A 23742-nucleotide genomic window follows, 5' to 3' on the forward strand; every position below is an offset into this window, starting at 1 on the left:
ATGCAAACAACCTCTGTACCTGCTAACACGCTGCGCGCCCGCGCGGGCGCTATCTTGCGCGTCACCTCGGGAAACTTTCTCGAGCAGTTCGATTTTTTTCTTTTTGGCTTTTACGCCACCTATATCGCCCACACCTTCTTTCCGGCGAGTAGTGAATTCGCCTCGCTGATGATGACCTTTGCCGCCTTTGGCGCCGGCTTTCTGATGCGGCCCATCGGCGCGGTGGTGCTGGGTGCCTATATCGATAAAGTCGGCAGACGAAAAGGGTTGATCGTCACGCTCTCGATTATGGCGACGGGCACCTTTCTTATCGTATTGATCCCGTCTTATGAGGCAATTGGCTACTGGGCGCCGCTGATCGTGCTGCTGGGACGCCTGCTGCAGGGCTTTTCGGCGGGCGCGGAGTTAGGCGGCGTCTCGGTTTACCTGTCTGAAATCGCCACGCCGGGCAGAAAAGGCTTCTATACCAGCTGGCAATCGGGCAGTCAGCAGGTGGCGATAATGGTGGCGGCGGCGATGGGATTCGCGCTGAATGCATTAATGGAAGAGAGCACTATTCGCGAATGGGGCTGGCGCATTCCCTTTGTCTTCGGCTGCCTTATCGTTCCCTTTATCTTTTTCCTGCGCCGCAAGCTTGAAGAGACGCAAGCCTTTAGCGAACGCCGTCAGCATCCGGAGATGAAACAGGTATTCAGTACGCTGCTCGGCAACTGGCGCATCGTGATCGCCGGCATGTTAATGGTGGCGATGACCACAACCGCGTTTTACCTCATTACCGTCTACGCGCCGACCTTCGGCAAAAAAGTGCTGATGTTAAGCGCATCGGACAGCCTGCTGGTAACCTTGCTGGTGGCGGTCTCTAACTTTATCTGGCTGCCGATTGGCGGAGCGTTGTCCGATCGTATCGGCCGCAAGCCGGTGCTGATCGCCATGGCGCTGATCGCTATCGCCACCTCCTACCCCGCCCTGAAATATCTGGCGGCCGATGCGAGCTTTTACACCATGCTGGGCGTGCTGCTCTGGCTGTCGTTTATCTACGGCCTGTATAACGGCGCCATGATCCCGGCGTTAACCGAAATCATGCCGGTGTCGGTCAGGGTGGCGGGATTTTCGCTGGCGTACAGCCTGGCCACGGCGCTGTTCGGCGGTTTCACGCCCGCGATCTCTACGGCGCTGATTGAAGTGACCGGCGACAAAGCCGCGCCAGGGTTATGGATGAGCTTCGCCGCCGTGTGCGCGCTGCTGGCGACCCTGTTTCTTTATAAGCAGGAGGCCCGTCCTCGTCACGCGGCCAGGCCTGGCCCAGAGGGTCACAGACAGAGCGCCTGACCTTCCGCGGCGTTGGCCGCGATAATCATCTGTTCCAGCTCACCGGCAAGATGCGGCAGTTCCTGTCCGGTGCGCTTCACTATGCCGACCGTGCGGCGCACGGTCGGCTCCGTCAGCGCTATCGCTGACAAAAAAGGATGGCCCGACTTCGGCATCGCCATTGAGGGCACTGCGGCGATGCCCAGCCCCGCTTCCACCATCCCCAGCAGCGTGGTGACATGACGCGTCTCACAGACGCTGGCCCGCTCAGGAACGATTCCCGCCAGCGCCTGGTCGAGCAGATTGCGGTTGCCGGACGTTTTGTCGAGCCAGACATAGGGATAGCGATAAAACTCGCGCCAGGTCACGCTTTTCTTCTCTGCCAGCGGATGCTGACGCGGACAGACGGCCACATAGGCCTCATCCACCAGCGGTAAAAAACGGATATCAGGCTGAGGTGAACCGGTAAAGCTCAGGCCAAAATCTGCCTCTCCTGAGATCACCGCGTCGTAAACCTCGCCGGCGCTGGCGTCGATCAGTTTGATGCGCACGCGCGGATAGTGAGTCTGAAATTGCGCAATCACCGTCGGCATAAAGTAGTAGGCGGCGGACGGCACGCAGGCCACGGTCACCAGCCCGGCGCGGTTCGGGTTGATATCGCCGATTTCGGCAAGCGCGCTTTCTAAATCCCTGAGCAGCTGCTGCGCCCTGGGCGCAAAGCTTCTTCCCGCCAGGGTGAGATTGACGCGCCGCGTGGTTCTTTCAAACAGTTTTACGCCCAGGGAGGTTTCCAGCTTATCGATGCGTCGACTCAGCGCAGGCTGGGAAATGTGCACGGCTTCGGCGGCCAGCTTAAAGCTTTTGCACGTCGCCAGCGCCTGAAAAGCGTAGAGATCGTGAAGATCGAGGTTTAACGTCATCGGTTTCATATCGCGTCGCGCCCTGCCAGACTGTGTGAGAGCACGCTATTTTACAGGCAATCGTCTCGATTGCAGGACTCTTTGCCGCGCCTCACTTATTTTTATCCTGCTGCACCTGCGGCGCAGGCGTTAAATTAGGCTATACGCGCGTCAGAATAAACGCGTAAAACAGATAACGTTATTTAAGCCTGTAAAAAACACAGCAGATATTTCATTTTGTGAATAACTTGCCGAATGTGCTTTTAACGGCCACGCTTAAAGAGTCACGAAGCAGAATTATTCCCGAGACCGAAAGGTTGCATTTTTAACGGAGGAACTATGGTAGACAAATCAAAAGTTTTAGATCACGCTCAGGTTGTTGACGCTAACGGTGAACACGTTGGTATTGTTGACCATTTTGACGGCGATGACAAAATTAAGCTGGCGAAAAGCGATCCGGAAGCGGGCGGTAAACATCACATTATCCCGTTCAGCTGGGTAAAAGATGTCGACGACAATAAAGTTATTCTGTCTAAGTCGAAAGCGGACGTGGAAAAAGAGTGGCAGACCGCATAATAGTTTAGTCGCGGCGTTGATTTTATTCTCAACGCCGCGCTCGCGCTTAATCCCCTTCTCTTTACTGCTGCGATTGACTATTTTCTTCTGACGTATTTGCGTGCGCGCTGCGCGCAAGTCGATCCTACCGGGAGAAAACGTGCTATTACCTGAACACGCCTTGCATGCATTGCTTGCCCAGCAGACAGAGAGCCGTTTTCCTGCTCTTTCGATGGCCATCGGCAGAGGCAGTGAAACGATCTGGCAGGCCGCTGTAGGCTATGCTGACGTGGAAAAGCAGCGCAACAACACGCCAGACATGGCGTTTGGCATCGGCAGTATCACCAAAGTCTTTATCGCCGTGCTGCTGCTTCAGCTCTGCGAAGAGGGCCAGTTACCGCTCGACGCGCCGGTTTCACGCTGGCTGGAGGCGAAGCGGCTCGCGGGGATCGCCAATGCGCAGCGCGTGACCACCAGACAACTGCTGTCGCACTATGCCGGAATGCGAAGCTGGGAGGATGAACCGGCCTGGATTGCCGACGCGCGTGGACAGCGTCTTACGCCGGAAAAAACGTGGCGTCCGGTGGAAAACCTCGATTATATCCGCGACAAACCCGCGCGCTTCGCGCCGGGAGAAGCCTTCCACTACTCCAACACCCATTTCACCCTGCTGGGTCTGTTAATCGAGACGATTACGCAAAACAAGCTGGAAGCGGTTTTGTACCAGAGAATTTTTCAGCCGCTTGCGCTGCAGCACACCTTTCTTGAGGGCTATAGCCCTGCAGGCAGCCGCAAGATAGCGCGCCGTTACCACCGGCTCGACCCTGACTTTTTGCGCAACGCGGGTCTCTCACCGCATATGAAGCCCGTTTCTGACGGCCTGATCGATGTCTCCGCCAGCAACCTTTCGGTAGAGTGGGCCGCCGGCGGCATCCTTTCTACCGCGCAGGATCTTATGACGTTTATGCTCGCCCTGAGAAACGGGCGGTTGCTCTGCGCGCAGAGTATGCGGGAGATGCAGCGCTGGCTGCCGGCGGATAACGACAAGATGGGGTTAAGCCTGTTCAACATCGATAGCGCCTGGGGCACGGCTTCTGGACACGGCGGCAATGTGCTGGGCTTTAGCGCCTGCGCATGGTGGTATGAAGAAGCGGACTGCGCTCTGGCGATCCTGACCAACGTCGGATCGATGCACGCGGCCCCGCTGGCCGACAGCGCCAGCCGCTTTTTCCGGCAATCCGACGCAGGTAGACTGGCGCAGGCGATATGCACGCGCCACCACCGATGATCCTGACTCTGCAGGGAGAAGATAATGTCCTCGATAGTGGAACGTGGCGAGTCGCCTTTTATTGCAGGATTCCAGCTGCAGGATGTCACGCTGCCCAACGGCGTTACGCTGCGCGTAGCGATGGGCGGCCAGGGCGCGCCGCTGCTACTGCTTCATGGCCATCCTCAGAACCACCTTACCTGGCGCAAGGTCGCGCCGCGCCTGGCGGAAAAATATCGCGTGATACTGCCCGATCTGCGAGGCTACGGCGACAGCGACAAACCCGCCAGCGATGAGCGTCATCGCCCCTATTCGAAGCGCGTTATGGCGGACGATATCAGCCTGCTGATATCCGCGCTGGGCTATGACAAGGTGGCGTTTGTCGGCCACGATCGCGGCGGTCGCGTGGGCCACCGCCTGGCGCGCGATCATGCCGACCAGCTGAACTGCTGCGTGTTTATCGATATTGCGCCCACCGCCACCATGTATGCGCTGACCGATAAAGCGTTCGCCACCCGCTATTTCTGGTGGTTTTTCCTGATCCAGCCCGCACCGCTGCCTGAAACCCTGATCGCCAACAACACCGCCTTTTTTCTGCGTAAGCATCTCGACGGCCAGCTAAAAACCCCTGACGCCACCCCGGAGGCGATTTTCAACGACTATCTGCGCTGTTATCAGCAGCCCGAGATGATCCATGCGGTTTGCGAAGATTATCGCGCCGCCGCGACTGTCGATCTGGAAGATGACGCGGCGGACAGCCGTCGCATCGCCTGTCCGCTGTTGCTGCTGTGGGGCGCAAAAGGAACGGTCGGAGAACTCTATGACGTGGTGGACACCTGGCGCGATAAGGCGCAGCAGGTGAGCGGCGAGGCGCTGCCCTGCGGACATTCGCCGCAGGAAGAACGGCCGGAGATGTTTCTCGACCGGCTGAGCGCTTTTCTGGCGGCACAGCGCTTAACAGAGAGCCTGTAGCGCTTCCCTTTTGTTTCAGGCCCTGCGCCGGTCATCCTGCGCAGGGCCTGCCTCGCTCTTCCGCTGCCTTACTCCTCGGGCAGGATGCCTGAAATCTTGTTACCGGCCAGCACAACAGCCCGGCAAAGACGGCAAAAAATCGCTATGCCACACTCCCCTTATAGTGAATCGAGCGCAGCCGATGAGCCTTTAAATATTGATTATCGTCGTCGCGATATCGCTATACACGCCCTGTTCCATTCCTTATTTCATATTCCTGACAGGAAAGACGATATGACCACTGCTTCAGATTTAGCTCAACAGGCAATTGATACGATTAACGCGCTGAAGACGCTGGCTGAAAATAGCGCCAGCGTACCGGATGATATTCAGGCCCAGCTCGACAGCTATGCCGTGCAGGTAAAGGATCTGGAAGCGCGTCTGGAAACGCAGCAGGATGTAAGCGAGGTGTATCGCAATGAAATTCTTAGCAACAGCGAGTTCCTCGGCTTTGCCGTGGAAATTATCAATAAAATTCAGGCGTTGCTGGATAGCGGCGTGATTAATACCATGCCGGTAGAAGAACAGCGACAGCTGCAGGAAACGCTGATGTATATTAAGGAACGTCAGAAAAATGACGACGACTACCGTAAAGCTGGCGATCCCAAACCGCGCTCTTTTGAGGAATATCGCAATCCCGTTTAAGGGCTAGCGTAAAAGCAAACCGCTGAAAGGCGGTTTTTTTATGCGGGAAAGGGGGAAACAGAGAGTGTTATAAATGGGCCGCACACCGCTTTTACAGGCTTTACGCCGTATTTTTAAAACAAGCATAGGGTAAAGAACAGCAGGAAATCAGAACGACGCGATGGAATGGCGATTTTGCAACGTGAAGCAGGCTGGAGAAGAAGAGAAAATGGCACCCCTACAGGATTGAATAATAACAAACAATCTATTGTTTAATAACATTATTTATAGGTTTCAAAATCACACATACCCCCAAAGATACCCCCAAATGTTTTTGTGACACCTCATTTTGACTGTTTTTCATCCACCACAGGCGCATTCAACTCACTGCATAACGCGATAAGCTGAAATCCTTATTGTATGATAGATCTCTCCTACATTAAGGAACCGATCAGCCATGAGAATGACCAGCCGTAAAAAAGAGATACTGAGCTTCTTTGATCCTGAACACCGCGAATGGGTAACTGGTACGATTGGTGCGCCGCCGTTTGATGTATCCGGGGTCGCATATCTTCTCAGTGGCATGAACTCATTTAAATCACGGCATCACATGGAATCAGCCAGGAGAACGCTGGAGGCGATGGTTAACGATGGGCTGCTGGAGAAGATCACCAGCTATGAGCAGCGGCAGGACAGCACGCAGTCTGGGGCAGGTAAAGGTGTCTGGTGTAACTGTTCCCGATACGGGCTCATCGGTCAGTGTCTGGTAATGCGTGATCGTGATGGCAGTGATAATTATATTGAAGGTGAATTCGACAGGGTAAATTGAGGAAGATTTACAGGAATCAATACTGCTCGCTCATGACATTAGAACATAAGCAGCTGTATAGGAGCGATTAACCACGGAGCTACATGAGATTTTTCTAATGCATATGACAAAACACAAGAAAACCATACTCAGCTACTTTGAACCCGCCAGACTTACCTCTATAGCCAACATAATCGGACCGCCACCGTATGATGTTTATGGCATTTCATATTTGCTTCATGGGCCAGATGAATACAAAAACCCCATAAGGCGTGAATCGGTGCGCCGATCTCTGGAGCTGATGGTATCTTTTGGGCTACTGACAAAGTCCTCTCACCGAGAGGTCAGGAATGGCATGACGTGTGTGGTATGTCGCTATAGCCTGAAATCTGAAGAATGAACGCCTGGGAAGTTTGCGTACTACAGCCCAATCAGGACAGACAAACTCAAAGATGAGGCGATTATTAGTTTTGCTAATGACGTTTTCTTATTGTAGGAGGGAAGTAGTTTTTTCTCTCTATACAAATAAATAAAAACGTGTCGTTCAGTTAGTTCAGTTGGTTCAATTTGTAAAGATGATTGTTTTAAAAGGATTAATTTTAAAAAAGTGAACCAACACAACCCCGAATTGAACCAACAACTGTGCGATCTGAACCAACACATTTTAATGTCTTACATTGTCTTACGGTGGTAAAATGGCCGCCTGTTCCCTCTATCTGGTGCGTTATGAGAAAATCCCTGTCCGTTACCTTCCGTGTGCCTGCTGAATTAAGCGAGGCTTTTATTGGCGCTGTGAATGCTGCTGATGGAGATAAAACCGCCTGGCTGGTCGATGCCATCCGGCAGAAACTGAGCCTGCCAGAGAGTAATCCGGACGCTCGCATGATGGCTCTGGTAGAGCGAATGGAGTTGGCTGCCGCAGCTCTGATTGGCGGGAAGCAAGGCATCCCACCTTTGCCATACAATGAGGAAGCAGTGATCCGTATTGCTTCGGAAACCATCCGTCAGGGTTTTGATAATGGTCGTATCATTGCAGAACGCCTTAATGAAGCCGGATATCAGACTAAAGCGGGAAAAGCTTGGGATAAAGATATCTATAGTGCATGGAAACGTCAGGCAGACCATAAAGCGAAAGTTGATGCGGCCATGCCCAGAAATGAGTAGCCTGATCTTTTAGGTTTGTTGATGTTGCATGGATGAAAAATGAAAAAAAGCTTTTGGTTAGTTCCAGGTATTGTGTTTGTTACTGTGTTCTTTGGAATGAAAGATTTATTGGGAGGTGGGTGTGCAGATGGCTGGCACTCATCGTCAATTGGTATGCAGGGAGCTTGCTCACACCATGGCGGCGTAGGAAGCGGAGGAGGGATATCGCTTATTAGTGCCTTGGCTCTGGCTGGCTATAGCTTTTACAGATTAGACAAAGCGGAAGCTGAAAAAAACCGCAGGAACTATCAATTATCAAAGCAGAATGAATGGCTGAGGCTTGATCTAACCTCAGCGCCATTCAATCCACAGGAACACTATTCAATTACGGGAAATGCCCTTTCATATACCTACGTAAGGCGCATTGGTTCTGATCCTGAATCTTTAGCGGTGACCATTAGCGATGCAGATTCAAGCATAATTGAGAAGTTGGCCCTCGCATTAGCTTCACAGAGCCATGCCACGTCTATGCTGGTTCTCGATGGTCTTGATGTTTCCCTAACCATGAATCTCGGTGAGATAACAACCTTCCAAGCACACCAGATTTCAGATATTGCTTCTTTGGGGAACGCAGCTGTCTTACTAATTGAGACGCTCGATAAGCATTTACCCGCTAACGCTTGATTATTCTTCTTTCAGCAGGCCTCCTCCAAGTAAATTCAGGCGCAATCATCCTCTGACGGTGGCGCTCTTTAGCCTGCGGGGCCTGCGCTACTCCGTTTCGGATAGTGTATAGTGTAAAGCGAACGCCGGTACAACGGCTCGCCGTTAACGCATTAAGATTGGTAATTTTCGATGCGTAGATTCACAACATTCTCTTGCTTAGAATTTAAGCCAATGCGACATTCATAACTAAGCTCACTCTTGACGATATACACCATCTTAAACATAAGGAGATTTGCATGAGCAAAAACATCGACAGGCGGCCCGGGTTAATTAAAAAATCTTTTAATATCGGTCATGCTGAAAATTTAACTCGAGTTTTCATAACTCGGGTAGCAGATTATACTCCCGGAACTGAACTAACACGCGACATTACGTTCACTAAAGATGTTCGGTATATACTAGAATTCACCTATCCCAATGGGAGATCTCCAGAGCCTTTTAGGTCAACATCAATCGAATCCATTAAAAATGAAATAGTTAGCCGCCTTAATGGCTATGATCAGGCTTCGATAAATAAGCTTTTCCAAACTGAAGACTGGAAAGAGATAGCTTAATATATTATCCTGATTAAATTACCTCTTTAATCTTTTTTTATATTCTGCTTTCAACATTGCCATGGTTTTTATACAAGGCCATGGTTTTTGTGGATAGGCGTTTTATACTGAATATTAAACTAGCCTGTATTTTTTCTGATCGAATTTTCTTCAGCAAAAAATAAAATTTGTTACGGCTAGCTCTTATTATTGAATGTAATGTATCAGCCGCTTTGGCTAAAATAAAACCGCCCTCTGAGGGCGGTTAGCATCAACTTAGACTAAGTCATCTAAAAAGGTCATAGTTCCTACCATTTTAAGCTCAGGCTGCCCTTTCACATTTCCTGTAAATGTGATGCCTACGGGACCTTCGGTGAAAGACAGATCCAAATCTAGCTTATCAAGGTTACCGAAAACTGTAGTCACTTGTTTGTTGTGACGGACGACTCTTAAATCAGCTTTGTTACCGATCATAACCCCTTGATAATAGCAGACATAATCGCCACCATTAATCGAAGAGCCGCTTACAGAGATGATTCCATCACCGTAGTCATTTTGATTGCTATCAAAATTTACTTTGTAAATCCCGTCTTTCACTTCAACCTCCTTTTTCATTAATGGAGATGTCAGATTAGTACCAAATACTTAAAGAGTGTAGAAAAAACAACAATCATTTTGAGCGCTGGCTAATGTGGTATATTTTGGTTACGCCACTTTCCCAAGCCTTTTGGCTTTCCTTTCAAAATAGTCATCAGCAACTTTATCGTATTCGTCGCGCGTAAATCCTTTCTGGTCAGGATACTTGGCGGCCAGCAGCATGGTGAACTCTGTCATTGTTAGTTGTTCTGCTTCACTTCTGCTCATGCCAAAGTGATTACGAGCGGCGCTGATGTACTCGAATGCGTTGAATTCGCTGGTGGTCTGCCCGCCCTCATGGCGCTGAAGCCGGCGCACTTGGGCTTTGCCTATGATGCCGTGCGTCATCAGCGAATGCGCGAAGATAATAATGTCTGCGGCGGGCATCTTTCCCGGGCGATACAAGAAAGTGCGCTTTTTGGTTTTGCTCGGCACCAATACGCCCACCAGCGGTGAAGCGTCACGATTACAGCAGGCGGTTAACACATCCATAGCGGCATATATTGCTGGCTTGGTAAACTCAGGTCGCCTGGCGTGATCGATCACCCAGTGGGGAATAGCTCCATAAGCATCGTAGGCACGACGCAGTAATGGCTTTGCCGCGTCGCTGTGTAGCGCGTGGAACGTAGAAACAATCTCTCCGGGCTCACCAATACTCGACATAGCTATCAGGGATGGACGGAAAAAGTATTCATCATCGCCGTCAATTACCAGGCATTCGCCAATCTCTTTCAATGGTGTCATGTCAGTTAGAAACCCTCAGTTTCTGCAATCTCTTCGGCCGCCAGCGCCAGCGGTTTGCCAAATACCTCGACGCTCCAATGGTCTGCGACTGCTCTGTAACCATCATGGTCAAACGTGCCATTCTCGCGCGCGTAGTCCGCTCTGACGGGTGGCTGTGGGCCATTAATAGATTTGCTGCCTTTATCTCTAACAACCTTCTCCAGCGCAGCCAGGCGGGCTTTAATGCTCATCGCTATTACCCACCAGCAACGCTTGCAGTTCTGATGACTGCGGGAAGTTATGCCCACACATTGACAGGCGCTCCATGGCCTTCTCATATGCTCCTGAAGGGGCATTGCCGGCTAACTCATCCATCAGGGTTGAAATCACCTGTACATCACCATCTTTCGGCGTCATGGCCTTTTCCAGCCGGTTGAGTCGTGCCAGTAGACTACCCATGATGATTACCCGGCAGTGCAAGCTGATTATGGCGCTGCGCTTCTTCAGCCGTAGCGGTACGGAAAAGCCCCTTATCCTTCACCCAGCCGCCACCACACTCGCGGGAACCGTCCGGGCTGACGCCAATCAGCCAGATTTCATCGGGTCCGCTGCTGGTGGTCTGAGCTCCGATAGTGGCCTCAAGTGCTTCGATTCGTCGTAACAGGCTCATTGTCCGTTCCCCTGTGTTTTCTCCAGCTCAGCGATACGCTCAGCCAGTTCTGTAATTTCGATAATTTTCGCCATGTTCGCCAGGCCATCCAGAATCATTTTCCCTTGGTCGGCCGGCAGTTCTCCCGCGGCTATCGCCTTAATCACCGAACGGGCCGCTGCGGGTAAATCGCTGTCGTCCAGCTCAAAAGATACCGGCTGATATACCGGCTTACTCGGTGGCACAACTCTGTCCAGGATGAGGCGGCAGGCAGCCATATCGCCTCCTTTAGCCGCGTCCATGATAGTTTTCACAGCATCATCAGCACCGCTTTCCAGAACCCGGCGCAGTTCAGCTGCTTTACTGCTGCGGCCACCTGGATTACCCGACGCGCCTTTCTTCCATTTGCCGCCTTTATCACGGCTGGCCTGTTCTTTCGTGCTGTCAGGCATCTGTCTGCCACCTTATGCTTTTTGTCATACCCGCTTTACCTTGACCAAACTCAACATGATCGCGTCTCTGCGAAACCCTTAATCACTTCTTAATCCGCTTTTGAAGAAAGCCACCATCCCGGGTGCTTTGCTCTCGCGCTACTTTCAGGGCAACTATTTCCATCTGTTGGATCATTTGCTTCTGCGTGGCGTCATCAATACCGTTAGTGGTAGTGATGTTGAAATTGACCTCTAGGCTCACACCTGCGTTGCCGCCAGCGCCGGCGATATCTTTATTACTAATTACCTTTCCGCTATCACCCGGAATCATGTACTGGCTGCCGTTAGACGCCTTGAAGATTTCGGGCTTACCGCCTTCACCTACCCGGTACATTGAGTTAGCCAGAACAGGCCCGCCATGCTCACGGGCTCCAGCTACTGCCAGCCCTTTGGAAGCCATCAATGCGGTTGAGTAGGCCGTTGTGCCAACAGTTGAGGCTGTACCCATAGTGGCGATAGAGGCGCTCACAGCTGCTGGTCCCCACATGCCCGCAGCGGCAGTAGCCTGAGTTGCTGTTGCTCCAAGTGCCGCTGATGCCGCCACCTGCCCCATAACCATGTTTTTCACATACTGTAGGCCCATCTCCACCAGCCCACTCACAACGCTGTTAAGGATCGTGCTTCCGATGTTGGCGAATGCTTCACTAAGGCTCTGAGTGCCATTCAGAAGGCCGGTAATGGCATTTGTCGCGCCACCTTGAAGAGAATCAACCGCGTCAGCCAGCAGGCTGTTAGCGGCGCTCTGGTTGCGGTATATCTCCCACTGAGCAGCGATGCGCTGTTGCTCATACTGCGTGTTAGCGGCATTCATTAATGCCAGACCATTGAGGGTGATTTGCCCTTTAGCGGTTTCGAACTCTTGTATTAACGCGAGCTTTTTGGCGTTCTCATTAGCCAGTGCCTGAACAGGATCGATAGCGCCTTGTGCTTCTTGTAGTGGGGTAACTCCGACGTTCTGCGTGGCCCTTATTCGGGCTAAATTTACCTGGTGCTGTTGCTCCATCTGCTCGGCAGCCGTGTCGTGCTGCTTCTGTGTGATGGTCTTTTGTTCCAGGGCGGTTTTGAGATCGGCAACATCTTGTTTGTATCGAGTGTTCTCTGCCTGCTCCGGGATTAGCTTCATAGCTGCTGCTTGAGCGCGTATTGCGGCGGCTTTATCCCACGCTGCGCCAGCATCCTTCTCTACCTGCGCTATTTGAGCTGGTGTAGGATTTACCAGTTTCTGACGTGCCTGAAGAACTGCCTGAGCACGGGATAGTCCATCAACCGAATCAGCAGAAAGCTCGGCCTTTTGCCGATACTGTTCCAGTACCTGAGCATTACGGGATGCCTGGCCGGCTGATTTCTTCTGCTCAGAGTTAAGCTGCTTCGTTGCTTCTAAATTTTTATAAGTGGCGACCGCATCATCTTCCATCTTTTTGGCGTGAGGGTCGTCTTTAGCAAATCCTGCATCTTCAGCAGCATATTGGGCTGCGAGTCTGGCGCGAGCTTCGCCCTGAAGTTTTGATAGCGAGAGGTTTCTTTCTGCCTGCTTTAACAGGTTTTTCTGCCCATCAGTAAGGTTGTCAGTGGTACGCTTGAGGCTATCGACATTGAATTTTGCATTCGCAGCTTCTCGAGCTAAATCTACTAACTTTCCAGCCAGAGCGGTTATCTGCGCCTGTCCATCCTTGCTGGATGAAGTCATATCCTGCAGGCGAAGAGCTAAGGCTTGGAGGGCTTGAGGAGACGGGTTTTTGCTTAGGTCGTTCAACTGCTTTGCCAATTCAAAGGCAGCCTGGTCAGTAATACCCAGCCGGGAAGATAATGCCCCAACGGTGTTCGTAAATGTCGATATGGTCGCTTCGTTCGCAATACTGCTTTTGCTTACCTGATTAAAAGCATCGGTGAAGCTGTTCGTTTTGACTTCAGCGGCGTCAAGAATAGTGCTAAGCAACTTAACACTGACTGTGCCGCCAGACAGTGCGGCTTTGGCTGTATCGCCGAAAGAGAAAAATTCGCTGGTGGTATCAGATATGGTCTTTGAAACCTTCGTCATTGCCTGGTTGTATTCCAACAGCACCTGATTTCTCATCAGCGAGGCAACTTCTGCGTTAACCCTGGCAAGGTTTGCATACTTATCTGACAGCGCGGCCACACCATTTTGTGAAATGGTGATCACCTTATCCATGGCGTCAGCGGCTTCTCGGAGAGCATCCATTGCGTTTTTACCGCCGCTTAGAGCGGTAATTAACGTACCTGCGATTACTGTACCTAAAGCAATCACCGCGCCTACAATCGCACCGCCTGGGCCAAATGCTCCCGCCAACTGAGAACCCTGCTGACTGAAAGCGACTAGTGCCGATTGCCCGCCCTGAACCTGCACGATGAAGTCTTGGATCTGGTAACCAGCCTGCTGAAACTGGCTGCGGAAAGCGCCCCCTGCTTTTGTGGCCTGATTTACCGCTGTGGCGGTGGTTTTTGCCTGTGTCTCAAGCGCCTTGATGCCGCCAGCAGAATTTTTAGCACTATCCCCTAATGCTTTCAGCTCTCGTTTAAGCTGTTCGCTGTCTTCAAGTGCCTTCTTCAGCTCAATATCGACTTCGTAATAAATTCCACCAGCATTATATGACTCGGCCATCTCACGCCCCTCAATGATTAATGCGAGCCGCGGCTTTTTTGAGCGCGATACGGTGCATGTTGTCGATGAGACTTAGGCCATAATTGGTTATCTGATGTTCTCTGCCATCCAGAGAGATCATTTCCATTAACATCGAGTAAGCTTCACGTTCATAATCGACCTTGCCGCTATTTCGGGCAGCATAAACGCAGTTATCCACTAGCCCGGACGCCAGTAAATCACGGCGAACTTCACCTGTTTTTCCGTCATGCGAAAACTGAGTGTTCCCATGCTCTCGGAGCCGATTATGGAGGTAAGCGTCCGCAACAGCTTCGGCCAGGCGTTGTAATTGTTCCATTACGCCTCCTGAGCAAGTTGAGCCAATGCCTTATCCATCAGGCCGCGAGCGATAACGTGAATTGTTGGGGCAACACCTAGAGGGGATTTTGCTCGCTCTTTTTCCTGTAATTTCCGGAGTTCTTCATACTGTTCGACTTTAATGAGGACTGTTTTTACTGTGCACTTTTGCATAACCACCTCCTGATAAATATACAGTGATTATAATTGCACAAAGTGAAATGATCTCTATTTGTATGCCGATTTATGAAATGATGATTTGATCGTTTCGATCGAATATTTTGCTCATAAAAAACCTCGCCGGAGCGAGGTGTGGTTACAGAATTTTATAAGCGTTTATATAGCAATATAGAGAAAAAGGTTTATAACGAGCTTTTCTTAGCTTCTTCAATTTCTGCGTTGCAGGCATCTATGTTGTCAAAGTCATACTGAAGGAAAACATATCCCTCGCTAGAGCCATTGGCTCTTGCTTCCATAGATACTGATGCAAGCTTGTTTTTAAGAGGTGTTGCGGGCGATCCTTCCCATTGGGCTGAGAGGAAACGTTCCTTTTTGTTCAGCGCCATCATCCAGTCTTGAGGTTCTTTCCAGATTGATCCTGAAAGTAAAAAATCGGTACTTTTAGGTTTGCCATAGATTGAAGATAGAGAATCTAAGAGCTCTTTGAATTTTGACTGGAGCGCAAGTCCATAGCTGTCTGTATCAATGTTTTTACCTAACGCTCTAATTTGGCATAGGCCAGATTTTGGAGAAATGAGTAGACCAAAACCCTCAAATTCAGCGTTCTTTTTCGGTGGCGATTTTACCGTGTAGAGATTCGGCACGCCATCATAAGGCTTAAGCTCTTCACCGGTCATATCTTCGATATTCTTTTTGCTTAAACCTGACTCCAGGCCAAATGGCCCATCTCCCGGCGGAAGCAATGGCTGGCTATTGCTAGCCTGGGCTGGCTTCTCGATTTGCTTTGCTTCAGCAACGTTGCTCTGCTTCAAATCAGATGGCATAGCGTTAGCAAGTCCATACTTGGCTGACAAATATCGTTGTTGAAGCATCGCCATGGTTTGCTCCTGAGTTGCGATTGCTGCCAGTTTCATCGCAAGAACCAGGCCACCGCTATATTGGTTGGCTTCTGCTTTAGCCTGAGAAATCTGAGCATTTAACGCATCTATTTCGCTTTTAACTGACTCAGCCGCCACCTCATCCGGTTTTGTTCCGGGTACATCCATTGTTATTTTTGCGCCTGACTCAATAGCATCAATTCGCTGCTTAATCAGCGCCTGGTTTGTTTTGAGAATCTCAACTCTGGCGCTGATTAACGTCTTGATCAGCCCGCCAGAGTAGTTCTGATTGGTGGCATTCGCAGACGAAATCTCACTTTCTGTTTGTGATAACTCCACCTTGAGTTGTTCTATTTTTTGTTTCTCTTCCGCAGAAAGCTCTTTTGGACCACATCCTGTCAAAATGAACACAGATATAAAACATGCCAGAATAGACTTTTTCATTTCCTTGCCCCCTAGAAAAAAACCACCCGAAGGTGGCTTGCTATCAGATGTGGTTTTCACATCCCATCTGTGATTTGTCGATAATTTGCGTACCCTCAACACGGAAACCGTATGTGCCGAAGAGGAAGGCGTGGTTTAACTGGTAGATAACCACATCGCTCAAGCCAACCGCACACTTATCTTTCTCAATAGCGTGATCCATAGCCGTTTTAACGTTCGGAATACCTAAAGGGAAAATTACGATTGGCGCTTTATCTTCGCCGGTCACGCGAGCACCTTTCTCAAACTTAGCTGCGTTCAAATTGTAGTTTTTGGTGCTTGCGACAGTCATATCAGCAACACGCACAGTACATCCTGAAAGTAACAACGCCCCAAGCGCCACTGCCAAAACCTTTTTCATTTTTTATATTTCCATTGATTGCAATCGGAAACATCCTATCAATAATTATTAACATTGCAATTGTTGTTACTTACTTTGTTTTCCGACCTTCCTTGATTGATAACTCACTTCATCTTTCAACCTGAAGGCCTCGCCGTCCGGTTTGGCTAACCCCATTCTGCGCTGTGTGTCGCCTGCGGCTCTGGTGACATCGCCAAAGGTGTCAATAAGCACAGCAGGGCGAACACGCTTCGCCAGACACTGATTGCGGCGGGATCTGATTCACTCCCGCCCGACTTCTGTGTCGCAATTGTCGAACACCTCCAGCCAGCGAGAGGCTGCTCTTCTGTGCAAACCTTTCGCTTCAAGTTCTTCTGCTTTTTTGTCACTTACCATGTGCGCCGACCTGAAAAATAATGTTTTTACGCTGAGTATGTTGGTTCAAAACAGCCCTTTGTTGGTTCAGTGTTGGTTCACTTTTGAATTTAATTTCCTTATAAATCAAAGATAATAAAGGATTGAACCAACTGAACCAACTGAACCAACACTAAAATCCTCACATGTGAGGCTTACTCTTCCTGTGCCTCATCCTCTGGCCGGTACTGGATCACGTAGACGTTGTACTGACGCTTGTTAATCCTGGGCGACTTACGCTGGAAGCCTCCGCCGCTGGTCGGTGGTGTCAGCATGCCGCTCTCTGCCAGCACCCGGGCGAACTGCTTGGGATTGAATCCACTGGCTATCTCTTGCTCGAACGTTGCCGGGAAGGTGTAAAAGACGATCGGGTCATCGTCATGGTTGCCGCTGGCGCGATAGCCAGCCATCTCACGGATTGGCATCGACTGAGGGTCATACGGGAAAGGGGCAAACCGGCTGTAGCCATTGGAGTTCAGAAACGCTTCACACTGGGCGATGATCTGCTGATGTTCTTTATTGCCGGTGCCAAACTCTCTCACCCAGGCGTTATAGCTGTGCTGAACGGCGTCGCGGCACGTCTGCTCGTCCCATCCAGTGATAACGCGGCCCAGCAGTAACGCAGCCTCAAGAATGGCAAAGCGTGCGCCCACGCGGTGTACCTGCTCGCCGTATTCTGCCGGGATAAGACTTCGCCAGCGCGCCTCCGCTTCTCTGACAGCCTCAGTAGCCTGTTGCTGATTGCCTGCTAACCATTTGATCCATTCACGTCCTGCTGCCCCGTGATGATTCTGATAAGCGTCTTTCAGCGCATCGGCGTGCTGCTTGCCGTTCTCGTGCTGGTGGAATCTCACAGCCTTACTCAGTGGGATATTCAGCAGCCTGACCAACTGCCCGGCCTTCGCTTTGCGACCCGCCATAGCGATGAAGGTTTCTAAATCCATCTCGCCGGTGCTGATCGCCACTGTGCGCCAGCGTTTCAGATCACGGTTACCGCCTTCTTTGGCTCCCTGAAGTTTCCCTACGCCGTTAAAAAGCGCATAAGCTGACTGCGAGACGCTAACTGGATCAGCGCCTTGCCCCACTTCATCCAGCGGCATCAGCGCATCATTGTGGGCGGCAGCTTCATTAGCCAGCCCTAGAGCGGTGCCGTACCATGTCAGTCGCAGCTGGTCAGGGTTGCCGTAGAGACTACTGGCGACATTCGCGGTCGTAGTTTTGCCGGCGCTCGATTGCTCATAGAAGTGGATACCGAAGCCATCAGCACCAGACAAGCCAATCAGCGGGGCAGCTAGGGCAGCAGCAACGCCTGTCATCATCGAATAGTTACCGGCGGCCAGCGCTCCAACGCTTTGACGCCAGCTCTCTGCGCTTCCCCTGCAGGTGTAACCGGCTGCGGCAGAACTGCGGCCATTGAACAGTACCGGCTTATCAGGCGCGCCGATGATCTCCCCGTCAGGCATGATATAAGCGCCGCACTGCCACCCTGTAGCATGCGCTACTCTCCAGACCTCCTTTGACCCGTTCCGCTGTAGCCAGTCCGCCAGAATTGCTCTCAGGCCGCTTTTGGTGGTCACGTTCACGCCACCAGCCTTGAGCGTTCTCCAACCTTCTCGCTCGCCAATGTCAGCCAGCGGGATAGCTTGAGTGGTTTCACTCTCTGAACCCCATGCCTGCCAGCGGAGGATTAGAAACTGGTCTTTGTCATCGCGACCGGTGCCGACTACCTGCAGAGGGGAGCACAGCCAGCTTTCACGGTTAATGATTTCTCCTGTCTGCTTATCGGTGTTTGGCTCAACCCAGTACACACCATCCTGACGGCTTTCAATCCGGGGCTTTAGCGCGTCGCGATCAGGCGCTGTTGCTTTGCCACCTTCAATCACTTCCAGTTGAGCGACCATGCTTTCCCCCTGCGGTTGGTACAGTGATTCGTTAAATGCTGCTGTGGTGCTCTCAAGGCCATTCTGCTGGCGGTAATCATCCCAGTCGGCCTTATGGCTGGTGGGCGGCAAGGAAACCGAACCATTGATGGCCTCGGCAGCTTTATCAGCGAATATCTTGCCGGTATTCACTTTTGGTTTGCCGCGGTCATTAAGCTCGCCAGGCTCATGCCAGTCGTTATCGCTGGCAATGATGATTGCGGCATCCGGGTACCGCTGACGCATAGCTTCCGCAACAGGTGGCAGATTGCCGGCATCAAGAGCTACGACAGCGAGCGCTGCAGGGCGTATCAGGTGAGCTGTGAGCGTTGTGGCAAGCCCTTCAGCGATAATAATTTCCTTCACTTCCTGCGGCTGATTAACAAAATGCCACGCTCCGCGCTTGGCTGAGCCGTAGAGCACCTTCTTTTCACCTTGTGGCGTGATGGTCTGCGCTGCGGCCACATCGCCGGACTCATCCACCAGCGGAAGAAGAATTGATCCATCGGGCAGGCATGACAGAGTGAAGCCATCAAGTCCTTTGGCAATCAGGTATTCGCTTTCGCCTGGCGTGGTTTGTCCTGCGAGCCTCTGGTAGTGGCTTACAAAATTCTCTCGCCGCTGTTCTGCTTCTGCTGCCTCTTTCTTCTGGCGCTCCTGCTCATGCTGGTGGCGCTGCTCATCAAGCTGCCGCCTTCTCTGGCTGGCTGCTTTCTGGTCAATTTCAGTCACCCGGTAATCAATACCCAGTACATCAGCCGCCATGCGGGCGGCCTCAGCAGTACCGCACTGATTAACTTTTTGGATGAGGTCTAAACCATCACCCGCGCCGCACTGGTTGCAGAAGAAGCTGCCGCGCCCTTTATCATCGAAGCGAAAGCGATCTTTACCGCCACAGGCCGGGCATGGCACGTGCTGGCGGGGTGAGCGTGGCACATCAATCCCCAACTGGCTGAGCACCATCGGCCAGCGGTCAGCTGCGGCGCTGGTTGTTTCGCGGATCAGGTCGTAATTACGCATGGAAGCTCACCTCGGCTTTTGAAAGAGAGGCGCTCATGTCGTCAATCATGCTCTGCCAGATGCTTTTACCCTGCGCTGACGGTTCATTCCCGTCCAGGCAAAGGCTTAGCAGGTTGAATGCCATACCTTCCCAGTGAGGATATTCGCGTTTCATTGGCTCCAGCAGATAGCTGTCCACCAGCAACCTGATGCCGGCTGAACCATCCACAATGGCAACCTCAATCCTCTGCCCGCTGATTTCCATCGGGAACCAGTCGCCCCCGTTCAGCTGCCTGACATGGTTATAAATGGCCGCTGAATACTGGTTGGCCAGCGCATTAAGTCGGAAGTTTTTAGTGATTAGCATCATGATTCCCCCTTTAATGCGCTGTCGGTGCGGCAGGAATGCCTTCAGTATTGAGAAGCTCGATAAAGCCATCATGAAGCATGGCCATGCCGTCGCGTCCCCATGCAGAGAGAGTCATGCCACCATCTGCAGACGGTTCCAGCATTGACTGGTAAAGCATGAGCGCTTTCTGGTACGGATCATCATGTGTGAAGTCTTTCAGCATCAGCTCTTCAACGTTGAGCGCCAGTGAAAATCGCTCTGTTGTCGGATAAACCACAATGCCGCCGTGCTCACCCACGTAACGCACCGCATAAGTCGTTGTGCCGTCATTCTGGCTGACCGCAACTGTGCCATTTGCCTTCATCTGCTCGACGATAAACACGCCCGCCACCATCCAGCGCCAGACGCTTACTTGCTGCTCCAGGCTGGGTTTGAACCAGCCGTTAATTTCAGCCAGGGATAACTCAGCAATCACGCCAAAACCCTCTGAGAGCGGGTTACCAAAGCGCCCGTCATTCAGCTGGCGGATAGCTGATGAGTAACCAATAACTCTGTTGCCACAGCGCACACCATCAGGAGTCGCTTCTGCTGAGAAAGAGCCGGATTTCTCCGGCATTTTCGGGAATTTGAGGACGTTACTCATGATTTTGTCTTTGCCCCCTTTTCGCGTGATTTCAGCTCGGTATCTACTGCCGCCTCAAGCGCCTCAATGGTGTCGTGAACGGTGTCGTGCGCCAGATTGATGAGCCAGGTGTAATCCTCGTTAATGTCGGTGCTAGGCATCGTATCGAGAAGGATTGAGAGAACGGCACGAGCCTTCTTCAGATTGGCTGCTTGCCCGTCAATATCAGCAAATGAAATAGCCATCAGATAGCACCTCCATGAGCAAGCTGACTGGATAGCCTGGCGATACGCATACCAGCCCGATCAGTAGTTGAGCACAGCTCAGCAAACAGTGTGGCGATGCGGACTGCGGCTTTTGGATCATGCTCCATAAGGGCTGCGTGCACGCTGCCGTTGTAGATTTCAGCGAGCAGATTCGCGTATTTGTCAGCGTTATGAATGTCGATAGACACAGATCTGAGGGGCGATTGCTGCTGAGTAAGAACGGCAACCGGCTGCGGGTGCTTGTTAGATACAGCGACGTTGAGATGTTTCATGCTTTTCCCTCCTGCGCCTGACGCTCTCTCGCAGCATCACATTCTTCAAAGCGAGTCAGATTGTGGATGCCATCTACGAGCAGGTACACCTCACGGCGCTGCTCCTCGTCCGTAATCTGAGGGATTACCACAGTCAGCAGGTGGAGCAATCCGGCCTGAGCGCGCAGCAGGCGATCACGAGAGATATTCTCAGGCGTGTTTGGCGTCGGGGCGCTCTCATTACCGATGATGGCCTGAGTACGCTTGAAATCTTCAGTGTGGGATTTAATGGTGTCGTTATGCATGAGCCACCTCCTGAACTGGCAGGCGTGCGGCTAATGACAAGATGAAATGTGGTGCCAGAACGCGGCGGGCTTCTTTCTCGTTTACGGCCTGAACGGATACGCGGCAAGGCTTGGCCTGCATGTCAGCGCGTGACAGAGCCAGAAAACGAAACTCAAATTTGGGCGTGGTTTGGGTGAGGGTAGTAGCCATGGTGGCAGCCTCCTTGTACTGGGATTTGATCCCACCACCGGAAACGCCAATTTCGCTGGTGGTGAGCTGAACAGGGTTGGCGTAACCGGCGTACAAGGTAACCGGCGCGGATTTCTCCGCCCCCATCCAGCCCACCATTACTTTGTGAGCGACACGGATTATAACCATATCGCTAAAAAAAGGGTGAACAGATGCGAGGACACAAAAAAAGACGCTAGGCGCGTCGTGTGTCGCCTTGTACTTTGCCAGGACGCCAATCCTGGCACCGGATTTTGCCGGTGCAGGTTGAGGATAGTCCGAAGATTGCAAAGAGGGCAAGCGGTTTTTTAAGTGTTTGTGACAGGCGCTGCCGACAGTGTAAGACACTGCCTTACGCATCATGGCTTTACGCATCGTCAGGCACAAAGCCAAATTACTGGCTGAGTAGGCGTCAGGTTTTGTGAAGTTGCTGACGTCATCATTTGTCATCAACTGGCTAAGTTTGGCTAAGTTCTCCGGGCGTAGTGACAGGCCAGCCAGCGAGTAAGCATTGCTCTGAACGGCCATCATGGCTTTATCTCCGTAAACTCACGCATAAAGCGCTCTAGTGGTTGTTTGCAGGGCGATGAGTACCCGTCTCGGTAGAACGTCACGCGATTAAATTGCACGCTGTGTACTGTGACCATCGCGCCGCTGGCGTCCTGATAGCGAGCGTTTGGGGTTGGATTTCTGGTGGGCTTAGTCATGGGCTGCCTCCAGGCGTTTAGCCAGCCACCGCTGAGACAGACGCATCAGTTCGGCTTTCCGCTGGTCATAGGCCATGCCCATATCAATCAGCGTGATGTTGGTGCTTTCGAGATAGGTGAGGTGCTTCAGCTGAGATGAATTCATGCCGTCGCGTGGTTCGCCCTGAACGCCATTTACCTGCGCCCACTGCTTAGCCGTGAGGCCACCCAAGACAATACGGGCGATCATGTTGCTCTCGTTGCTGTAGTGACGGGATAAAGTCTGTTTCCCCTGTTCTGCACGGGCAACATCCAGAGCGGCGCACATAGGCTTAAACATGTTGGCGGCACTCAGGCGGGCTTTAAGCTGGCGGCGATACTGTGCGGCAATCTCAGGCACGCTGCGCTGTAGTGCCTCTTCACACTGGATGAAGTAGCGGCGTATGGCACGGCCCTGCTCATTGCGCTCAACCATAGCCACTTCTTTTGCCATCCCAAGCGAAAGGCCGTAATCCTTACTGCGACGATCACCGCCGCGCTTCGTGACCCATCCGCGCTCGGCCTGCTCAATATTTGCACTTTGATTCCTGAAATCTGAGGAATCAAAAACCACGTAATCAGCACCGAGGGTAAACCCATATTCATCAATGCGGAGTTTTACCCAGGTAGAGAAGTCATTACCCACGCCTAATGCTTTATGCAGAGCTTTTGCACTTACAATATTGGTTTCACGCCCACCGATTTGGCCGGAAATAACCGGGACAATAGTGGCAAAGTCGTTTCCTGAAATATCGCTGATGCTGGTTGTGGGCTGAGGGGCGGCCTCAGAATTTAATCTGCTTTTTTCAGTTTTCATTTGTCAGGCTCCGTTAAGCGGCGCTGAACGCATCCGGGTAGAGGGAAAGAATGTCGTTAATCTCATGCTGAGACAGGCCGGTATAGCCACCAGCAGCGGCATTGCTATTAACGAGTTGAATCACTCGCATCACGTCAGCGCGGCAGGTGATCCGGTAACGGAAGTGGCTACCGATGCCATCACCATTAGGCTCGTCAATGCGCTCCAGGCGAATATCAAGCCTTCTTTCCAGCTCAGTCGCGTAATTACGGGCGCTAGACAATCGGCAGTAGCGGAGGATTTCGTTCTCAGTGAAACCATTAACTCCGGTTCGCATCATATAGACGCGGGCGCGGTGCTTCTTTGGGATTGGCTTAATGATTGCGGCAGGCGTAATATCAGAGGTGCCAACTCCCTGATTAGCCGCCTGTGATGGGCGGTTTTTCATTTCCATTACGCCACCTCACCGCGTGATTCAGCGATGCGCTGATTAATCCAGTCATCAACTTCACTTTCGACGAAAGCGATAGCGCGTGAGCCAATTTTCACAGATTGAGGAAAGCGACTTTCTTTAAGCAGGCGATAAATCCACGCCTTGCTATAGCCTGTACGGCGCTGAACTTCTGATAAGCGAATTAGCGATTGAGACATATTTACCTCGTAACGTCTATTGCGGTT

At 51.7% G+C, this 23742-nt stretch carries 32 protein-coding genes and 1 pseudogene; 9 read left to right on the forward strand and 24 right to left on the reverse strand.

What is annotated here, in order from left to right; all coding sequences use genetic code 11:
* Positions 1–1329 carry an MFS transporter gene (locus tag MC269_RS13420; RefSeq protein WP_239952706.1) on the forward strand — a complete coding sequence of 443 codons (1329 nt, stop codon included), beginning with the start codon at positions 1–3 and terminating at the stop codon, positions 1327–1329.
* On the opposite strand, the gene MC269_RS13425 is transcribed toward MC269_RS13420, so the two are convergent.
* On the reverse strand, positions 1311–2228 hold the full coding sequence (locus MC269_RS13425) for a LysR family transcriptional regulator (protein ID WP_081139426.1): 918 nt from the start codon (positions 2226–2228) through the stop codon (positions 1311–1313). The genes MC269_RS13420 and MC269_RS13425 overlap by 19 nt on opposite strands.
* Before the next feature lie 318 nt (positions 2229–2546).
* Between MC269_RS13425 and MC269_RS13430 the strand changes: the two genes are divergently transcribed.
* The 8 genes from MC269_RS13430 to MC269_RS13465 all read left to right on the forward strand — a co-directional run bounded on the left by MC269_RS13430 (position 2547) and on the right by MC269_RS13465 (position 8895).
* Positions 2547–2783 (forward strand): DUF2171 domain-containing protein, encoded by a 237-nt coding sequence (locus MC269_RS13430; RefSeq protein WP_081139373.1) that lies wholly within the window; start codon positions 2547–2549, stop codon positions 2781–2783.
* Between the two features lie 100 nt (positions 2784–2883).
* On the forward strand, positions 2884–4050 hold the full coding sequence (locus tag MC269_RS13435) for a serine hydrolase (protein WP_239952707.1): 1167 nt from the start codon (positions 2884–2886) through the stop codon (positions 4048–4050).
* A gap of 24 nt (positions 4051–4074) precedes the next feature.
* Positions 4075–5001 carry an alpha/beta fold hydrolase gene (locus tag MC269_RS13440; RefSeq protein WP_239952708.1) on the forward strand — a complete coding sequence of 309 codons (927 nt, stop codon included), beginning with the start codon at positions 4075–4077 and terminating at the stop codon, positions 4999–5001.
* 96 nt (positions 5002–5097) lie between these two features.
* A complete protein-coding gene (locus tag MC269_RS13445) occupies positions 5098–5685 on the forward strand; it encodes a hypothetical protein (protein ID WP_239952709.1) in 588 nt (195 codons plus the stop codon).
* Positions 5686–6121: 436 nt separating this feature from the next.
* Positions 6122–6493: a hypothetical protein gene (locus MC269_RS13450; RefSeq protein WP_125312051.1), complete on the forward strand. Its 372-nt coding sequence runs from the start codon at positions 6122–6124 to the stop codon at positions 6491–6493.
* Between the two features lie 705 nt (positions 6494–7198).
* Entirely contained in the window at positions 7199–7636 is a 438-nt protein-coding gene (locus MC269_RS13455) for a hypothetical protein (RefSeq protein WP_125312052.1), read from the forward strand.
* 39 nt (positions 7637–7675) lie between these two features.
* Entirely contained in the window at positions 7676–8299 is a 624-nt protein-coding gene (locus MC269_RS13460; protein WP_239952710.1) for a hypothetical protein, read from the forward strand.
* Positions 8300–8577: 278 nt separating this feature from the next.
* Complete coding sequence (locus tag MC269_RS13465; RefSeq protein WP_239952711.1) at positions 8578–8895, forward strand: hypothetical protein; 318 nt, start codon at positions 8578–8580, stop codon at positions 8893–8895.
* A gap of 255 nt (positions 8896–9150) precedes the next feature.
* On the opposite strand, the gene MC269_RS13470 is transcribed toward MC269_RS13465, so the two are convergent.
* From MC269_RS13470 to MC269_RS13580, 23 genes and pseudogenes are all read right to left on the reverse strand, one after another.
* A complete protein-coding gene (locus MC269_RS13470; RefSeq protein WP_239952712.1) occupies positions 9151–9471 on the reverse strand; it encodes a GrlR family regulatory protein in 321 nt (106 codons plus the stop codon).
* A 108-nt stretch (positions 9472–9579) separates the two neighbouring features.
* Positions 9580–10254: a DUF6246 family protein gene (locus MC269_RS13475; protein WP_239952713.1), complete on the reverse strand. Its 675-nt coding sequence runs from the start codon at positions 10252–10254 to the stop codon at positions 9580–9582.
* A gap of 5 nt (positions 10255–10259) precedes the next feature.
* Positions 10260–10484 carry a hypothetical protein gene (locus tag MC269_RS13480; RefSeq protein WP_239952714.1) on the reverse strand — a complete coding sequence of 75 codons (225 nt, stop codon included), beginning with the start codon at positions 10482–10484 and terminating at the stop codon, positions 10260–10262.
* Positions 10474–10692: a hypothetical protein gene (locus MC269_RS13485; RefSeq protein WP_239952715.1), complete on the reverse strand. Its 219-nt coding sequence runs from the start codon at positions 10690–10692 to the stop codon at positions 10474–10476. Before MC269_RS13485 ends, MC269_RS13480 begins: the two co-directional genes overlap by 11 nt.
* Complete coding sequence (locus MC269_RS13490; protein ID WP_239952716.1) at positions 10685–10903, reverse strand: hypothetical protein; 219 nt, start codon at positions 10901–10903, stop codon at positions 10685–10687. The genes MC269_RS13485 and MC269_RS13490 overlap by 8 nt, the downstream gene beginning before the upstream one ends.
* Positions 10900–11334 (reverse strand): hypothetical protein, encoded by a 435-nt coding sequence (locus MC269_RS13495; RefSeq protein ID WP_239952717.1) that lies wholly within the window; start codon positions 11332–11334, stop codon positions 10900–10902. Before MC269_RS13495 ends, MC269_RS13490 begins: the two co-directional genes overlap by 4 nt.
* A gap of 82 nt (positions 11335–11416) precedes the next feature.
* Positions 11417–13993 (reverse strand): tail protein (tape measure), encoded by a 2577-nt coding sequence (locus MC269_RS13500; protein WP_239952718.1) that lies wholly within the window; start codon positions 13991–13993, stop codon positions 11417–11419.
* A gap of 10 nt (positions 13994–14003) precedes the next feature.
* Positions 14004–14330, reverse strand: a complete 327-nt coding sequence (locus MC269_RS13505; RefSeq protein ID WP_239952719.1) for a hypothetical protein — start codon at positions 14328–14330, stop codon at positions 14004–14006.
* Positions 14330–14503 carry a hypothetical protein gene (locus MC269_RS13510; RefSeq protein ID WP_167626699.1) on the reverse strand — a complete coding sequence of 58 codons (174 nt, stop codon included), beginning with the start codon at positions 14501–14503 and terminating at the stop codon, positions 14330–14332. The genes MC269_RS13505 and MC269_RS13510 overlap by 1 nt, the downstream gene beginning before the upstream one ends.
* Positions 14504–14691: 188 nt before the next feature.
* A complete protein-coding gene (locus MC269_RS13515) occupies positions 14692–15831 on the reverse strand; it encodes a hypothetical protein (RefSeq protein WP_239955118.1) in 1140 nt (379 codons plus the stop codon).
* Positions 15832–15874: 43 nt separating this feature from the next.
* Positions 15875–16231 (reverse strand): hypothetical protein, encoded by a 357-nt coding sequence (locus tag MC269_RS13520; protein ID WP_033752613.1) that lies wholly within the window; start codon positions 16229–16231, stop codon positions 15875–15877.
* 66 nt (positions 16232–16297) lie between these two features.
* Positions 16298–16606: pseudogene (locus MC269_RS13525) on the reverse strand (PerC family transcriptional regulator).
* A gap of 173 nt (positions 16607–16779) precedes the next feature.
* Complete coding sequence (locus MC269_RS13530; protein ID WP_239952720.1) at positions 16780–19563, reverse strand: TOPRIM and DUF927 domain-containing protein; 2784 nt, start codon at positions 19561–19563, stop codon at positions 16780–16782.
* On the reverse strand, positions 19556–19912 hold the full coding sequence (locus MC269_RS13535) for a hypothetical protein (RefSeq protein ID WP_239952721.1): 357 nt from the start codon (positions 19910–19912) through the stop codon (positions 19556–19558). Before MC269_RS13535 ends, MC269_RS13530 begins: the two co-directional genes overlap by 8 nt.
* Before the next feature lie 10 nt (positions 19913–19922).
* Positions 19923–20534: a hypothetical protein gene (locus tag MC269_RS13540; RefSeq protein ID WP_239952722.1), complete on the reverse strand. Its 612-nt coding sequence runs from the start codon at positions 20532–20534 to the stop codon at positions 19923–19925.
* Positions 20531–20758 carry a hypothetical protein gene (locus MC269_RS13545; RefSeq protein ID WP_239952723.1) on the reverse strand — a complete coding sequence of 76 codons (228 nt, stop codon included), beginning with the start codon at positions 20756–20758 and terminating at the stop codon, positions 20531–20533. The genes MC269_RS13540 and MC269_RS13545 overlap by 4 nt, the downstream gene beginning before the upstream one ends.
* Complete coding sequence (locus MC269_RS13550; RefSeq protein WP_239952724.1) at positions 20758–21051, reverse strand: hypothetical protein; 294 nt, start codon at positions 21049–21051, stop codon at positions 20758–20760. Before MC269_RS13550 ends, MC269_RS13545 begins: the two co-directional genes overlap by 1 nt.
* Positions 21048–21335, reverse strand: coding sequence for a transcriptional regulator (locus tag MC269_RS13555; RefSeq protein WP_239952725.1), 288 nt, complete (start codon positions 21333–21335; stop codon positions 21048–21050). The genes MC269_RS13550 and MC269_RS13555 overlap by 4 nt, the downstream gene beginning before the upstream one ends.
* Complete coding sequence (locus tag MC269_RS13560) at positions 21328–22074, reverse strand: host cell division inhibitor Icd-like protein (protein ID WP_239952726.1); 747 nt, start codon at positions 22072–22074, stop codon at positions 21328–21330. Before MC269_RS13560 ends, MC269_RS13555 begins: the two co-directional genes overlap by 8 nt.
* Positions 22071–22250: a DUF4222 domain-containing protein gene (locus MC269_RS13565; protein WP_239952727.1), complete on the reverse strand. Its 180-nt coding sequence runs from the start codon at positions 22248–22250 to the stop codon at positions 22071–22073. Before MC269_RS13565 ends, MC269_RS13560 begins: the two co-directional genes overlap by 4 nt.
* The gene (locus tag MC269_RS13570) at positions 22243–23085 is read right to left on the reverse strand and encodes an antA/AntB antirepressor family protein (RefSeq protein ID WP_239952728.1); all 843 of its coding nucleotides are present in this window, start codon (positions 23083–23085) and stop codon (positions 22243–22245) included. Before MC269_RS13570 ends, MC269_RS13565 begins: the two co-directional genes overlap by 8 nt.
* Before the next feature lie 13 nt (positions 23086–23098).
* The gene (locus MC269_RS13575; RefSeq protein WP_239952729.1) at positions 23099–23518 is read right to left on the reverse strand and encodes a hypothetical protein; all 420 of its coding nucleotides are present in this window, start codon (positions 23516–23518) and stop codon (positions 23099–23101) included.
* Positions 23518–23715 carry an AlpA family transcriptional regulator gene (locus MC269_RS13580; protein ID WP_239952730.1) on the reverse strand — a complete coding sequence of 66 codons (198 nt, stop codon included), beginning with the start codon at positions 23713–23715 and terminating at the stop codon, positions 23518–23520. Before MC269_RS13580 ends, MC269_RS13575 begins: the two co-directional genes overlap by 1 nt.
* Between the last annotated feature and the right edge of the window lie 27 nt (positions 23716–23742).

The sequence above is a fragment of the Pantoea sp. Z09 genome, assembly GCF_022394795.1.
In the GTDB taxonomy this organism is placed as follows: domain Bacteria; phylum Pseudomonadota; class Gammaproteobacteria; order Enterobacterales; family Enterobacteriaceae; genus Pantoea; species Pantoea latae.